A 13,713-nucleotide genomic window follows, 5' to 3' on the forward strand; every position below is an offset into this window, starting at 1 on the left:
GAACACATGAGCAGCAGCCGGGATCTATTGGCCGCCCTGGTGGGCTTCGATACCACCAGCCGCGAATCCAATCTGCAGTTGATCGAGTTCGTTCGTGATTATCTGGCGCAGTTCGACGTGCCCTGTGAGCTGATCTACAACGAGCAGCGCAACAAGGCCAATCTGTTCGCGACGATAGGCCCGGCTGATCGGCCGGGCATCGTGCTGTCCGGTCATACCGACGTGGTGCCGGTGGACGGCCAACCCTGGACCGTGGCGCCGTTCGAGCTGAGCGAAAAGGACGGCAAGTTGTTCGGGCGCGGCACGGCGGACATGAAAGCCTACATCGCCTGTGTCCTGGCGGCGGTGCCCGGATTGCGGGCCGAGCCGTTGCGGATGCCGGTGCACATCGCCCTGTCCTACGACGAAGAAATCGGCTGCCTCGGTGTCCGCTCGTTATTGGCCGAGCTTGAGCAGCGCCCGGTCAAACCGCTGCTGTGCATCATCGGCGAGCCCACCGAACTCAAGCCGGTGCTCGGGCACAAGGGCAAGCTGGCGATGCGCTGCGACGTGGAGGGCGCGGCCTGCCATTCGGCCTACGCGCCACAAGGCGTCAACGCCATCGAGTACGCCGCCGAATTGATTACGGAGCTGGGACGCATCGGCTCAACCCTGCGCGCCCCGCAGTTGCATGACACTCGCTTCGATCCGCCGTTCAGCACCGTGCAAACCGGCATGATCAGCGGCGGCAAGGCACTGAACATCGTACCGGCGGATTGTCGGTTCGATTTCGAAGTGCGTGCGCTGCCGGCCCAGGACCCGCTCGAAGTCGCACAGCAGTTGCAACAGTACGCCAGGGAGCAAGTGCTGCCGCGCATGCGTGAAGTCAATCCGGGCAGCGACATTCGTTTCCGCGAGCTGTCGGCGTATCCAGGCCTCGCCACCGATGCCAAAAGCCAGGCAGCACAGCTGATTGCACAGTTCTGTGGTTCACAGGCGTTTACCACCGTCGCGTTCGGCACCGAGGGAGGCCTGTTCGACGCCATCGGCATTCCTACCGTGGTGTGCGGCCCAGGCTGCATGGATCAGGGGCATAAGCCGGATGAGTTCGTGAGCCTCGAACAACTCGAGGGATGCGATGAGATGCTACGTCGGATGACTCAGGTCCTGGGCGCCAACTCTTCCCGGCAATGATCCACGAACAGTTGCGCCGGTTTGGTCAATGCCGAACGGCGAAGCCAGGCGGCTGACAGTCCCGAGCCGGTGACCTGCTCGGCCAGCGGCACGCACACCACTTTCTGTCCATCGTAGGTGTATTCGGATTTGGGTCGGGTCACCAGGATCGAGAAGCCAAAACCGCGCCCCACCATGCCCCGGACCATCTCGATTGACGGCGAGCTGAACTGGATGTGCGGCGACAGACCGCGCTCTTCGAAGATGCTGACGAAATAGGTCCGGCTCGGCTGTACATCCAGCAGCACCATGGGTTCGAGCACCAGATCGTTGAGCGACACCTTCGCCTGATTGGCGAAGCGATGTCCCTCAGGTAACAATGCATAGGGCTGCTGCGGCGCCATCAGCGGTGCAGTTTCGATCGTGCTGTCCAGGTCATGCTCATACAGAATCGCCAGGTCGATGCTGCCCGACGTCAGCGCCTGCACCAGTTCCTGTTGCTCACCATCGCGCATGCGAATTTCCACCCCCGGCCAGCGATCGCGAAAACCGGAAAGCAGCCGCGGCAGGTACAGCGGTGCGACGGTTTCGAAACAGCCAATGTCAATCTGACCGGCAACGATATCGTTGTCGGCCAGGGCGTTCTGCTCGAACTCATGGGCCACCCGCAGCAGTTCCTGCGCCTTGCGATAGAACCGCGCGCCGCCAGGGGTCAGCGTCACGCCCTGGGCATGGTGCCTGATGAACAACTGCACCGCGAAGCTCTCTTCCAGATGCTTGATCGCGGTCGAAACCGAAGGCTGCGCGATGTAGAGCTTGCGCGATGCCTCGGCGACGCTGCCGCACTCCACCGTGGTGACGAAGTACTTGAGTTGTCGCAGGTTGTAAGCGGCCATAGCTACCTCGAATGGGGTGAACCGGAGTGCTGGATCCTGCGCGTTATTCTGCGAGGTTCACAGCCGCGAAGAAACAAGCAAATTGCTCTCCAATGAAGCTAAAAAAGCGATGTTCATACAGTCTTAGTCGCCTCTCAAGGAAACATTTCGGGCGAGCTTTTTTATCGGTAGCAACGACATTTTTAATAATTTCCCGTCGCCTGGCATTCCCCCACTATCGGCCCCACTGATTGTGACCATGGCCCTGGAGGCCATTGAGGAGTGTGCAGTGACGGACTTGAAAAGCTGGCAGCGCCTGGCTGACAGCCAACGCTTCATCAACACGGCAATGATCGCGGGCAAGCCTCACCAGGCGCGCAACGGCGCGACCTTCGCCGTGGTCAACCCGGCCACGAATGACTTGCTGGCCAATGTGGCCGCTTGTTCGGATGCCGAAGTCAACGAGGCAGTCCAGAGCGCTCGCCATTGCTTTGAAACCGGGCCATGGGCGCGCATGCACCCCAGGGAGCGCAAGGCTGTGCTGCTGCGCCTGTCCGAATCGATCCTGGCCCATCGCGAAGAGCTGGCACTGCTCGACTCCCTGAGCATGGGCAAGCCGGTGATGGACGCCTACAGCATCGATGTACCGGGCGCTGCCCACGTATTTGCCTGGTACGCCGAAAGCCTCGACAAGCTGTACGACCAGGTCGCACCGACCGGCCCTGGCACGCTGGCAACGATCACTCGGGTACCGCTGGGGGTCATCGCGGCCGTGGTGCCGTGGAACTTCCCGCTGGACATGGCGGCCTGGAAACTCGCCCCGGCGCTTGCCGCCGGCAACAGCGTGATCCTCAAACCCGCTGAACAATCCCCCTTCTCGGCCTTGCGCCTTGCCGAACTGGCGCTGGAAGCTGGCGTACCGGAAGGTGTCTTCAACGTCATCACCGGCCTCGGCGAACAGGCAGGACGCGCACTGGGCCTGCATCCGGATGTCGACGCACTGGTCTTCACCGGTTCCACCCAGGTGGGCAAATACTTCATGCAATACGCGGCGCAGTCGAACCTCAAGCAGGTGTGGCTGGAGTGCGGTGGCAAGAGCCCGAACCTGGTGTTCGCCGACTGCCAGGATCAGGACCTGGCCGCCGAAAAAGCCGCGTTCGGGATTTTCTTCAACCAGGGAGAAGTCTGCTCGGCCAACTCGCGGCTGCTGGTGCAGCGCTCGATTCATGATGAGTTCGTCGAGCGCCTGATCGAGAAAGCGCAGCACTGGCAGCCCGGCGATCCACTGGACCCGGCCAGCAAAATGGGCGCCATCGTCGACGCCACCCAGGCCGCACGCATCATGGATTACATAGGCGAAGCGAGTGCCAGCGGTGCACGACGGGTGGCGGGCGGTGAACGGGTCGTCATCAACGGCTCGGACAACTTCATCCAGCCGACGCTGTTCACCGACGTCACACCGGGCATGCGCCTATCTCGTGAAGAAGTATTCGGCCCAGTGCTGGCAATCACGTCATTCGATGATGAAGACCAGGCCGTGCAGATGGCCAACAAGCACATCTATGGGCTGGCTGCATCGGTGTGGAGCGACGACCTCAATCGCGCACACCGGGTCGCCAGCCGACTGAATGCCGGGACGGTTTCGGTCAACACCGTCGACGCGCTGGACGTCAGCGTACCGTTCGGCGGTGGCAAGCAGTCCGGCTTCGGTCGCGACCTGTCGCTGCATTCCTTCGATAAATACACACAACTGAAGACCACCTGGTTTCAGCTGCGCTGAGCCATGCCTGCCACTTGGGGCGCTTTCAAGAGGGAACGCATGAAAACCGAATACGACTACATCATTGTCGGCGCCGGTTCGTCCGGATGCGTGCTGGCGAACCGCCTGAGTGCCGATCCCGACGTCAGCGTCTGCCTGATCGAGGCGGGAAGCCACGACAACAGCCTGCGTATCCAGACGCCAGCCGGGACCATCACGTTGTACAAGAGCAAAAAGTACAGCTGGAATTTCCTCTCGGCGCCGCAAAAGCACCTCAACGGCCGAACCCTGCACACACCACGCGGCAAGGCGCTGGGCGGCTCCAGTTCGATGAACAGCATGATCTATATTCGCGGTCACGCCAGTGATTACGACCGCTGGGCGCAGGCCGGTTGTGCCGGATGGGACTGGGACAGCGTGCTGCCCTACTTCAGGAAATCGGAAAACAACCGACTCGGCCAGGACCCGCGCCTGCATGGTACGGCTGGCGAGCTGCACGTCGAAGCGGCACGCGATCCCAATCCGGTGTCGCGACTGTTCGTCAACGCCGCGCAGCGCATGGGCATCCCTCTCAACGACGACTTCAATGGCGAAACGCTTGAAGGCTGTGGCCTCTACAATCTGACGCAGAAAAACGCACGGCGCCTGTCGAGCTATCGCGCGTTTGTCGCCCCCGTGCTTGATCGCCCCAACCTCACCGTGATCACTGATTGCTCGGTGCAGGCCTTGATGCTCCAGCAGCGAGTGGCCAAGGGGGTGAAGGTGGTCTCGGACGGCAGGACCCTGGTCCTGAGTTCGAACCGGGAGGTCATTCTGTCGGCAGGCTCGCTGGGCAGCCCGAGCCTGTTGCTCGCGTCCGGCATCGGACCTGCGAGCGAGCTGGAAAAGGCCGGGATCAAGGTTGAACACGACCTGCCCGGTGTCGGCAAGAACCTGCAGGATCACCTCGACGGGCTCATCACGGTGCGTTCGAAAAGCCCGCTGACACTGGGTTTCTCACTGGGCGCCCTGCCAAGCATCGTCCTGTCGCCGCTGCGTTATGTATGGCGCAAAAAAGGTTGGTTGACGACCAATTATGTCGAGGCTGGGGGATTTGCCCGTACACCGCTGGCCAACGCCCTGCCGGACGTGCAATTTCACTTCGTGCCAGGCTATCGCAGTCATCGCGGACGGCTGTTCGAGTGGGGACACGGATATGCCGTGCACACCTGCGTGCTGCGCCCCAGGAGCATCGGCGAGATACGCCTGGACAGCGCGGCCAAACCGGTCATCGACTTCAATTTCCTCTCCGATCCCGAGGACGCCAGGGTCTTGATCGAAGGCCTTAAACTGGCGCGCAAGATCCTCGCCGATCAACCGTTCGATGGCATTCGTGGCAAGGAGATGCTGCCCGGCGCCCACGTACAGACGGACGAACAGCTGATGACCTATGTGCGCGAATATGCCGCGACGGTGTTCCACCCGGTGGGCACCTGCAAGATGGGAGTCGACGCCATGAGTGTGGTCGGGCCGGACCTCAAAGTGCATGGCATTCAAGGCCTGCGCGTGGTCGATGCCTCGATCATGCCGACGCTGATCAGCGGCAATACCAACGCGCCTTGCATCATGATCGGCGAGAAAGCGGCGGATCTGATCCGGTGCCGTACCACCGTCTCTTGAAGTCACGCAGCAGCCTCGAAGAACGCCGTTTTCCGCACCAGGAAGCGGCGTTTTCTTATTGCGCGCCCCAGGTTGGAACGCTATTCACGCCCCCTTCCCCACCCCAGTTTTTTCCTCATCACCGACCACATATTTACTAATTTTCCTATCCCCCGACATCGGCCACCATCAATCCTGCCCACAGAGGCAAAAAGGTCCGCAAGAGGCCATAAGCGATGTGTTTTTGGCGTCTAGCCCACTGCCCCGAGAAATAACGAATTACAACCACGATTCCGGGAGTGTTACATGATCAAGTCTTTCGTATCGCGTTGCGTGCGTCCGCTGGCCCTGTCTGCAATCGCTGCCGGCCTTGCCGGTGGTGCTCAAGCCGGAACCCTGTCCATCGGACATACCACCTGGGTCGGCTACGGCACCCTCTACCTGGCCAAGGACCTGGGCTACTTCAAGGAACAGGGCCTCACCGTCGAGTTGCCGACCATCGAAGAAGCCTCCATGTACATGGCTGCCCAGGCCTCGGGCAAGTTGTCCGGTTCGGCCTCGACCCTCGATGAAATCCTCAAATACCGTCCGCAGTTCTGCTTCAAGGCCGTGGCCGCGCTGGATGACAGCCACGGCGGCGACGGCGTGCTGGTGGGCAAGGACGTCAACAGCCTGCAGGACCTCAAAGGCAAGGCCGTTGCCGTCAACGAAGGTTCGGTGTCGCAGTTCTGGCTCAACTATCTGCTGAAAAACGCCGGCATGAAGATGAGCGACCTGACGATCCAGAACATGACCGCAGACGACGCGGCCACCGCCTTCATCGCCGGCCGCGTGCCGGCCGCGGTGACCTGGGAACCGCACCTGACCACCGTGCGCAAGAAACAACAAGGCAAGGTACTGGTAGACAGCAGCACGACGCCTGGCGTGATCGTCGATGTCGTGGCACTGAGCTGTGATGTGATCGACAAACAGCAGGCTGACGTCAAGGCGCTGGTCAGCGGCCTCTACAAGGCCGTGCAATACACCAAGGACCACCCGAAAGAGGCCTACGCGATCATGGCCAAAGGTGTCGGTGGCTACCTCGCCGACCCGGCTGAACTGGAAGCTGCCGCCCAGGGCGTGCGCTTCTACGATCAGGCCATGAGCGAAAAACTGCTGGGCAGCAACGGCACCCAGGGCGATGCCGCCACGGTGATCAAACTGGCCAACGAAACCGCCAGCGAGTTGCAGGGCAAGCCGTACAACGTGAGTTACAGCGACCTGATCGACAACCGCTTCATCAGCCCGAAATAAACCAGGAGCACGTCATGTCCAAGCGCAATTCGTGGCTCAACCGCTGCCTGACGCCCAAGACCAGCCTGCCTGTACAGGTGATCTGGAGTGCCAGCAGCCTGGCCTGGGTCCTGATGATCGGTCTGTGGGCCTTTCTTTCCTACGGCGCCGTGGTACCAGCGATGTTCCTGCCAACACCGGGCGCAGTCTTCGAGGCAGCCATGCGCCTGGCCCGTGACGGCACCCTCGGTCCGCATGTGTGGGCCAGCGTGGAAGTGGTGATGGTCGGTTTCATCGTCTCGTCGGTGGTCGCGGTGCCGATCGGCCTGATGATGGGCAGCTTCCGGGTCGTGCAAGCGTTCCTCGAACCGCTGGTCAACTTCATCCGCTACCTGCCGGTCACCTCATTCGTGCCGCTGTTCATCCTGTGGATCGGCATCGGCCTGGAACAGCGGGTGTCGATCATCATTTTCGGCGTGTTTTTCCAGCAACTGGTGATGATCGCCGACGTGTCCAAGGGCATCTCCAAGGATTTGATCAACGCCTCCTACACCCTGGGCTCCAGTCGCACGGATGCGGTGCTGCACGTGATCGCCCCGGCTTCGCTTCCCGGTGTGCTGGACACCTTGCGCGTCACCATGGGGTGGGCCTGGACCTACCTGGTGGTGGCCGAACTGGTCGCGGCTTCCAGCGGCCTGGGGTACCTGAGCCTCAAGGCCATGCGTGGTTTTCAGGTCGATGTGATTTTCCTGGCGATCGCCGTCATCGGCCTGCTGGGCCTGATCACCGATCAACTGTTCAGACTTCTTCGCTTGAAGGTGGCCGCATGGGCTCAGTAACCGCAACCTCACCGATTCAGCTACGACCAACCCCCGTGAGCGCCCCTGCCACACCGCGCCTGCGGGTCGACAACGTCACCCTGCAATACAAGACGCCGTCGGGCGATACCTTCACGGCGCTGGACAAGGTCACGTTCGACGTTCCCGATCAACAATTCGCGGTGCTGGTGGGCCCATCAGGTTGTGGCAAATCCAGCCTGCTGTACCTGACCGCCGGCCTGGCTGAGCCAACCGCTGGCGACATCTATGTCGGCGGTCAACAAGTCGACGGCCCCGGTGCCGATCGCGGCATGGTGTTTCAGGGCTACACCTTGTTCCCGTGGCTGACCGTGCGCAAGAACATCGAGTTCGGCCTCAAGCGGCGCGGCATGCCCGCCGCAGAGCGCAAGGACATCGTCGAGTTCTACCTGAACGAAGTCGGTCTGCGGCGCTTTGCCGACAACTATTCAAAACAGCTTTCAGGCGGAATGATGCAGCGCGTGGCGATCGCTCGTGCGCTGGCCAATGACCCGCAAATCCTACTGATGGACGAACCCTTCGGCGCGCTCGACAGCCAGACCCGCCTGCAAATGCAGCAACTGCTGCTCAAGGTCTGGGAGCACAGCAAGAAAACCGTGCTGTTCGTCACCCACGACATCGACGAGGCAATCCTGCTCGGCGACCGCATATTCGTGATGGGCGCGCGCCCTGGCCGGATCAAGGAAGTGCTCGACGTACCCATCGGCCGCCCGCGCAATCTCGACATGGTCATGGACCCGGAATTCATTTGCATGAAGCGCAACATTTTTCATCAACTTCATGATGGGCCGGAGGATCATGGCGATTGATCCGACATCAGCCTCATCGGCGCTGCCAGGCCCGCTGCAATAGCTCAATGACCTCCTCATCGCTGGTCTGGGAGAAGTTCGCATACCAGTACCCGATGGACATCATCCGCTCAGGCATCAGCGGGCAAATCACTTCATTGACGATGCAGCGCAGGGTTTCCACCGTATCTGGCGGCGCCACCGGCACCGCCACGACGATACGCGCCGGGGCCTGCAGCTGCACCGCGTGGATGGCGGCGATCATCGAGGCCCCCGTGGCCAGGCCGTCATCGATCAGGATGACCACCTGGTCTTTGAGTGGCACCGGCGGCCGCGTCCCCCGGTACACCTGCTCGCGGCGTAATAGCTCGCGGGTTTCCCGTGCGACCACGGCGTCATAACTGTCTTGATCTATCGAATGCGCCCGCAGCATCTCTTCATTGCGAATGCGTATCCCGCCACTGGCGATGGCGCCCATGGCGAATTCCGGCTGGGAGGGAACACCGAGCTTGCGCACCACCAGGAGGTCCAGCCGCACCTGCAGAGCGGTCGCCACCTCATAGGCCACCGGAACGCCGCCTCGGGGCAAGGCCAGGACGATGACGTCGGGGCGCCGTGCATATTTAAGCAACGGCTCCACCAGGCTTTGACCGGCCGCAGACCGATCCTGCCAGAGGGTTTGCAGAGAAGGACTATGGGTCATAGCTCACCTCATCAGGCGCTGACGCCTGCGGTTTGATTACATCGGACTGGCCGTCAGGGCGCGGTTGTGTTCTGGTCCAGCCGGTCGCGATGGTCCTGGAGATTGGGACGGCAGAATGCAAACTGGTTTATCCCAACGCCTGGCGCCAATCCGAGCATAGGAGCCGCTGTTGGGCGGGTCCTGATCCAGATCAGAAAAATCAGAAACAAGAAATAGCGGAGCATCCATCTCGCGAATCGCCTGAGGCAAGCCCTGGAAGGCGCGTTCCTATGGCATACCGCGAGCGCGGTTCAAACGTTGGTGGCGGTAGAAGAGCCGCTTCGCTCCTTCAGCCGCCGCCATGTACACCCCGCTGATTGCCAACACCGTCAGCAGGATCGGCAAGGGCAAGGGTACCAGGCCAAACCACGGCGCCATCGGGCTGTAAGGCAGCCCGACGGCCAACGCACCGATGGCCGCGGCACTCGACAGCAACAGCTTCGCCGGCCGGCTGTGGTAGAACGGGCGGTAGGTGCGCACGATGAAAATCGTCAATAGTTGGGTCAACAGCGACTCGACGAACCAGCCACTGCGGAAGACTTCGGGACCCTTTTCCGCCAACAGGTACAGCGCCGCGAAGGTGAATACATCGAACAGTGAGCTGACCAGTCCGAACACCACCATGAAGTTGCGGATTTCACTGATGTTCCAGCGATGAGGGGTGTTTTCCCATTCGCGATCGACGTTGTCGCTGGCGATACCCATGGAGGGGATGTCAGAGAGGAAGTTGTTGAGCAAAATCTGCTTGGCCAGCATCGGCAGGAAGGGCAAGACCAGGGACGCGAGAGCCATGCTGATCATGTTGCCGAAATTGGCACTGGAGACGATGGAAATGTACTTCAGGGTATTGGCAAAGGTATGCCGGCCCTCCTCGATACCTTCGCGCAACACGTCGAGGTTGTGCTCCAGCAGCACGAAGTCGGCGGCCTGTTTGGCCACATCGGCGGCGTTATCCACGGAAATACCGATATCGGCCACCTGCAGCGCCGGAGCATCATTGATGCCGTCCCCCATATAACCGACGACGTGCCCGGTCTTTTGCAGGGCGCGGATGATGCGCTCTTTCTGGTTGGGGTCGACTTCGGTGAAGAGCGTCGTCAGCGGCGCCAAGTGCATCAATGCCTCGTCTTTCATGGCACCTAGTTCGGCACCGGTGATGATCCGCTCCACCGGCAGGCCCACGGCCTGGCCGACATGCCGGGCGACCAGATGGCTGTCGCCGCTGATGATCTTCACCTGCACGCCGAGGCGGCCAAGGCTGGCAATGGTGTCTTTGACACCCGGCTCCGGCGGATCGAAGAACAGGAGAAAACCGCGAAAGGTCATGTCCTTTTCTTCGTCCCGACCATAGTGCGAAAGATCCGGCAAGACACGCGTGGCCAAGCCCAGAACCCTGAACCCCTGCTCACTCCAGTCGGCGAAACGCTGCGTGATCGCGGCCCGCTCGTTCGCGGTCAGCGCCAGCAATTGTTCGCCGCGGCGCACATGGGTGCAGACCTCAAGCACGTTATCCAGCGCCCCTTTGGTCACCATCAGCCTGGCGGCCTCCGGTGCATTCGCGACCACCACGCTCAAGCGCTTGCGGACGAAGTCATACGGTACTTCATCGCGTTTGCTCGCCCCGGGACAGGGCGCCAGGGTTTTACCAGCCAGGGTGATCGCATCGTCCATTGCGTTGCGCATGCCGGTCTGCAGGCTGGCATTGAATACCGCCAACTGCAGGACAGTGGCGTCGACATTGCCCTCTGCGTCCATGGCGCCGTCCAGCACGACGACACCTCGGGTCAGCGTACCGGTCTTGTCGGTACACAGGATGTCCATCGCCCCCAGGTTTTCGATGGCATTGAGGTGACGCACGATGACGCCCTTGCCCGCCATGCGTTGTGCGCCTTTGGCCAGGGTGATACTCAGGATCGCCGGCAGCAGCTCCGGCGACAGCCCGATGGACAGCGCGATGGCAAACAACAAGGTATCGAGGGCGGGACGATGCAACAGGATATTGATGCCGAACACCACAATCGTGATCACCAGCATCACCCGCAGCAGCAACCCGCCAAAGCGTCGCAGGCCGCGCTCGAACTCGGTCTCGGGCGGGCGCAGCGTCAGGGTCTTGGCAATGCGCCCGATTTCACTGTCCGAGGCGTAGCGGGTGACCAGCACCTCGGCGGTCCCGCTGCGCACCGAGGTGCCCATGAATACACAGTTGTGCCGTTGGCCGAGGGTGGCCTCAGGTGTGCAATCGCCCGGTAATTTCTCTACCGGGAAGGTTTCGCCAGTAAGCAGACCCTCGCCGATGAAGCAATCGAGGGCCTGCAGAATCCGGCCATCGGCTGCGATCAGGCTGCCGGCGCTGAGCAACAGGATATCCCCCGGCACCACCTCGCTTGCGGCAATATCCAGGGGCTTGCCGTCGCGACGTACCGTGGCGCGCAATGCGATCTTGCTGCGCAATTGCTCCACCGCCGTGCTCGCGCGATTTTCATACCAGGCGCTGAGTACCTCGCTGATGAGCACAATGCAGCCGACAATCGCCGCATCCAGCCAGTCCCCCACCGACACGGCCACCAGCGTGCCCACAATCAGGATCAGCACCAGAGGTGTGCGCATTTGCTCCAGCACCAGCCTGCCCAGACCGCGCGGGCGGTCCTTGGGCCGGGCCGGCGCGCTACGCATGCGCGCACGGGCCTCGGCCTGGCTCAACCCTTGCGGGCTGCTGTGGACGTTGCTGAATACCTGGTTCAGCGCCGGGCTCCAGTAATCGGTGGTAGTCAAGCGCTCCGGTTGCCTGGCGGTGGAGCGCCATTCGCGATGGGCCAGCCAAAGGCCGGGCAGCATCGGTAACCAGAAGGTCAACCCGCGAAACAACAAGGTGGCGGAAAGCGCCACTGCAACGTTCACTCCGACCCAATGCAACGTCACCACCGCCGCCGCTTCGAAGGCGCCGAGCCCACCGGGCACTATGCCTATACTGCGCAGCACACTGGCCAGCATAAAGCCGGCAAACAACCCCAACGGCGGTGCCGAGACACCCAGCGCCCGGACCAGAACCCACAATGTCGCGCTATCCAGCACAATGATCATCAGCTCCAAGAGGGTAATGCGCCAGAGCAGACCCGGGCTGCGAGCCAGGTCTTTGTCCGCGCCCGTGAGCAATGAAACGACTCTGGCGACAATCGAAAAGCGCTGTCCCGGCAGATGCGCTACCCATCGCGGGTTGCCCGTCAGTCGAGGCATGACGACTGCCAGCAGCAGGCTTACGCTGACGAACAGCAGGCACGCCGTCATGACCGTCGGTGTGGCATGGCCCTGGAGGATCACCACCGGCAATGCCACGCCGACTGACACTGCATACGCCAGAAAATACCCGGACAAGTCCAGCACCAGGCTTGCCAGTACCAGCGGTTTTGCGAACCCGAGGCGGACAAAGGAGGCCACGACCGCGAAGGCTCCGCTGATGCCCGAGGACGGTAGCGCTTGATCGACAAACAGCTTCATCACACTGAGTCTGCCCGCGTCCCAGAGTGAAAGCGGTTGTGCCCCGGCCTTGAGCACGACTCGAAAGACCTGGCCTTGAGCGATATACGTCAGCCCCTGCAGAACCAGTGCGGCGACCAGCCATAACGGCTCTGCTCGGGCCAGCAAGCGTGTGAACGATTCGACGTCGGTGAATCGCAGAGCCACACCGACCACGGCCGCAAACATCGCGGCGCCCAGCAGCCAGCTTAGCCACAGCGCGGAGCGGCTATAGGGTGGGTCTTCTTCACACACAGGCGAATCAATGACACCTGGAGTGGGCGATTTGACAGGCATGCCGTGCCCCTGAACGAATCAGCAGAGTGCCTGATTCTGGCGCGGTACGGATGGCTGCGTTTGACCCAGGTCAACCCGCGAACGGCAGCGGTACGGATGTGCGGGTGGAGCATATGTCGCTGAATGCCACGGCCTTTGCGGGTCCGCATCGCGCTTTCTGACTTTGATCAATACGCCGGCGCCACCGAACCCTCAATGTGATCCCGGTCGTTGTTCGACCTCACTGTGCGCTGGAGTCCACCATGCTAGCTAATCAACACACTGCTGCTCTCATTGCCGAGATGGATAAAGCACCGCCCGCAGAACACTGGCTGGAGAAGCTGAGCGACGGAACCCATGTGCTCATTCGTCCGCTGTCGACCGACGATCATGCGCGCCTGCTGCTTTTTTTCCAGCGTTTGTCTCCACTGTCGTTGCGTTTGCGCTTTCTGGGGGCGGTGAACCATGTCGATGGGCACGCCATCGATACACTGCTGAGCGAGTCCGAGACGTTCAGCCAAGGTTACCTGGCACTGATCCACCATGAGGGCGAGTTGCAGGTCATCGGCGTCAGCCACTACAGGCGTGCCGCGGATAATCCCGAGCACTGCGGTTGCGCTGTCGCCGTTGCCGAACCCTGGCTACGCAAGGGCCTGGGCCGTTTATTGCTGGGGCATCTGATAGATGCAGCCAGGCGCAAGGGGTATCGCAAAATGTGCTCGACGAACCTGTCGACCGATTACCCGGTTCATGGGTTGTACAAGCAATTTGGCTTTACCTCGGCCTACCTGGATCGGGACTTCGATCGCATTGTTCACCAACTGGAGCTCTAATCGGGTAA

General features: G+C 61.4%; 10 protein-coding genes. 7 read left to right on the forward strand and 3 right to left on the reverse strand.

Features of this window, described 5'->3' with window-relative positions; genetic code table 11:
- Nucleotides 1-6: 6 nt before the first annotated feature.
- Nucleotides 7-1,173, forward strand: coding sequence for an acetylornithine deacetylase (gene argE / locus FGE05_RS06440; protein ID WP_139643644.1), 1,167 nt, complete (start codon nt 7-9; stop codon nt 1,171-1,173).
- On the opposite strand, the gene FGE05_RS06445 is transcribed toward argE, so the two are convergent.
- Nucleotides 1,140-2,048 (reverse strand): LysR family transcriptional regulator, encoded by a 909-nt coding sequence (locus FGE05_RS06445; RefSeq protein ID WP_139642697.1) that lies wholly within the window; start codon nt 2,046-2,048, stop codon nt 1,140-1,142. The genes argE and FGE05_RS06445 overlap by 34 nt on opposite strands.
- A 238-nt stretch (nt 2,049-2,286) precedes the next feature.
- Here FGE05_RS06445 and FGE05_RS06450 point away from each other — a divergent pair, with 238 nt between their 5' ends.
- From FGE05_RS06450 to FGE05_RS06470, 5 genes are all read left to right on the forward strand, one after another.
- Entirely contained in the window at nt 2,287-3,807 is a 1,521-nt protein-coding gene (locus tag FGE05_RS06450) for an aldehyde dehydrogenase (RefSeq protein WP_373682433.1), read from the forward strand.
- A gap of 39 nt (nt 3,808-3,846) precedes the next feature.
- Nucleotides 3,847-5,445 (forward strand): GMC family oxidoreductase, encoded by a 1,599-nt coding sequence (locus FGE05_RS06455; RefSeq protein WP_139642702.1) that lies wholly within the window; start codon nt 3,847-3,849, stop codon nt 5,443-5,445.
- A gap of 285 nt (nt 5,446-5,730) precedes the next feature.
- Nucleotides 5,731-6,717 (forward strand): ABC transporter substrate-binding protein, encoded by a 987-nt coding sequence (locus FGE05_RS06460; RefSeq protein WP_139642705.1) that lies wholly within the window; start codon nt 5,731-5,733, stop codon nt 6,715-6,717.
- Nucleotides 6,718-6,731: 14 nt separating this feature from the next.
- Nucleotides 6,732-7,535 carry an ABC transporter permease gene (locus FGE05_RS06465; protein WP_139642708.1) on the forward strand — a complete coding sequence of 268 codons (804 nt, stop codon included), beginning with the start codon at nt 6,732-6,734 and terminating at the stop codon, nt 7,533-7,535.
- Entirely contained in the window at nt 7,523-8,362 is an 840-nt protein-coding gene (locus FGE05_RS06470; protein ID WP_139642711.1) for an ABC transporter ATP-binding protein, read from the forward strand. The genes FGE05_RS06465 and FGE05_RS06470 overlap by 13 nt, the downstream gene beginning before the upstream one ends.
- Nucleotides 8,363-8,375: 13 nt before the next feature.
- On the opposite strand, the gene FGE05_RS06475 is transcribed toward FGE05_RS06470, so the two are convergent.
- Both FGE05_RS06475 and mgtA read right to left on the reverse strand, forming a co-directional pair.
- Nucleotides 8,376-9,044 carry a phosphoribosyltransferase gene (locus FGE05_RS06475; protein WP_139642713.1) on the reverse strand — a complete coding sequence of 223 codons (669 nt, stop codon included), beginning with the start codon at nt 9,042-9,044 and terminating at the stop codon, nt 8,376-8,378.
- Nucleotides 9,045-9,311: 267 nt separating this feature from the next.
- Nucleotides 9,312-12,893, reverse strand: a complete 3,582-nt coding sequence (gene mgtA, locus FGE05_RS06480) for a magnesium-translocating P-type ATPase (protein WP_139642716.1) — start codon at nt 12,891-12,893, stop codon at nt 9,312-9,314.
- Between the two features lie 242 nt (nt 12,894-13,135).
- Between mgtA and FGE05_RS06485 the strand changes: the two genes are divergently transcribed.
- A complete protein-coding gene (locus tag FGE05_RS06485) occupies nt 13,136-13,705 on the forward strand; it encodes a GNAT family N-acetyltransferase (RefSeq protein WP_139642718.1) in 570 nt (189 codons plus the stop codon).
- The last annotated feature ends 8 nt before the right edge of the window (nt 13,706-13,713 follow it).

The organism is Pseudomonas sp. ICMP22404 (assembly GCF_006227205.1).
Taxonomy (GTDB): Bacteria; Pseudomonadota; Gammaproteobacteria; order Pseudomonadales; family Pseudomonadaceae; genus Aquipseudomonas.

Bases quoted from the DNA above. Each gene is read 5' to 3' on its own strand.
- FGE05_RS06475 (WP_139642713.1), bottom strand. From the start codon at position 9,044: ATGACCCATAGTCCTTCTCTGCAAACCCTCTGGCAGGATCGGTCTGCG.
- argE (WP_139643644.1), top strand. From the start codon at position 7: ATGAGCAGCAGCCGGGATCTATTGGCCGCCCTGGTGGGCTTCGATACC.
- FGE05_RS06460 (WP_139642705.1), top strand. From the start codon at position 5,731: ATGATCAAGTCTTTCGTATCGCGTTGCGTGCGTCCGCTGGCCCTGTCT.
- FGE05_RS06485 (WP_139642718.1), top strand. From the start codon at position 13,136: ATGCTAGCTAATCAACACACTGCTGCTCTCATTGCCGAGATGGATAAA.
- FGE05_RS06470 (WP_139642711.1), top strand. From the start codon at position 7,523: ATGGGCTCAGTAACCGCAACCTCACCGATTCAGCTACGACCAACCCCC.
- mgtA (WP_139642716.1), bottom strand. From the start codon at position 12,893: ATGCCTGTCAAATCGCCCACTCCAGGTGTCATTGATTCGCCTGTGTGT.
- FGE05_RS06450 (WP_373682433.1), top strand. From the start codon at position 2,287: ATGGCCCTGGAGGCCATTGAGGAGTGTGCAGTGACGGACTTGAAAAGC.
- FGE05_RS06455 (WP_139642702.1), top strand. From the start codon at position 3,847: ATGAAAACCGAATACGACTACATCATTGTCGGCGCCGGTTCGTCCGGA.
- FGE05_RS06465 (WP_139642708.1), top strand. From the start codon at position 6,732: ATGTCCAAGCGCAATTCGTGGCTCAACCGCTGCCTGACGCCCAAGACC.
- FGE05_RS06445 (WP_139642697.1), bottom strand. From the start codon at position 2,048: ATGGCCGCTTACAACCTGCGACAACTCAAGTACTTCGTCACCACGGTG.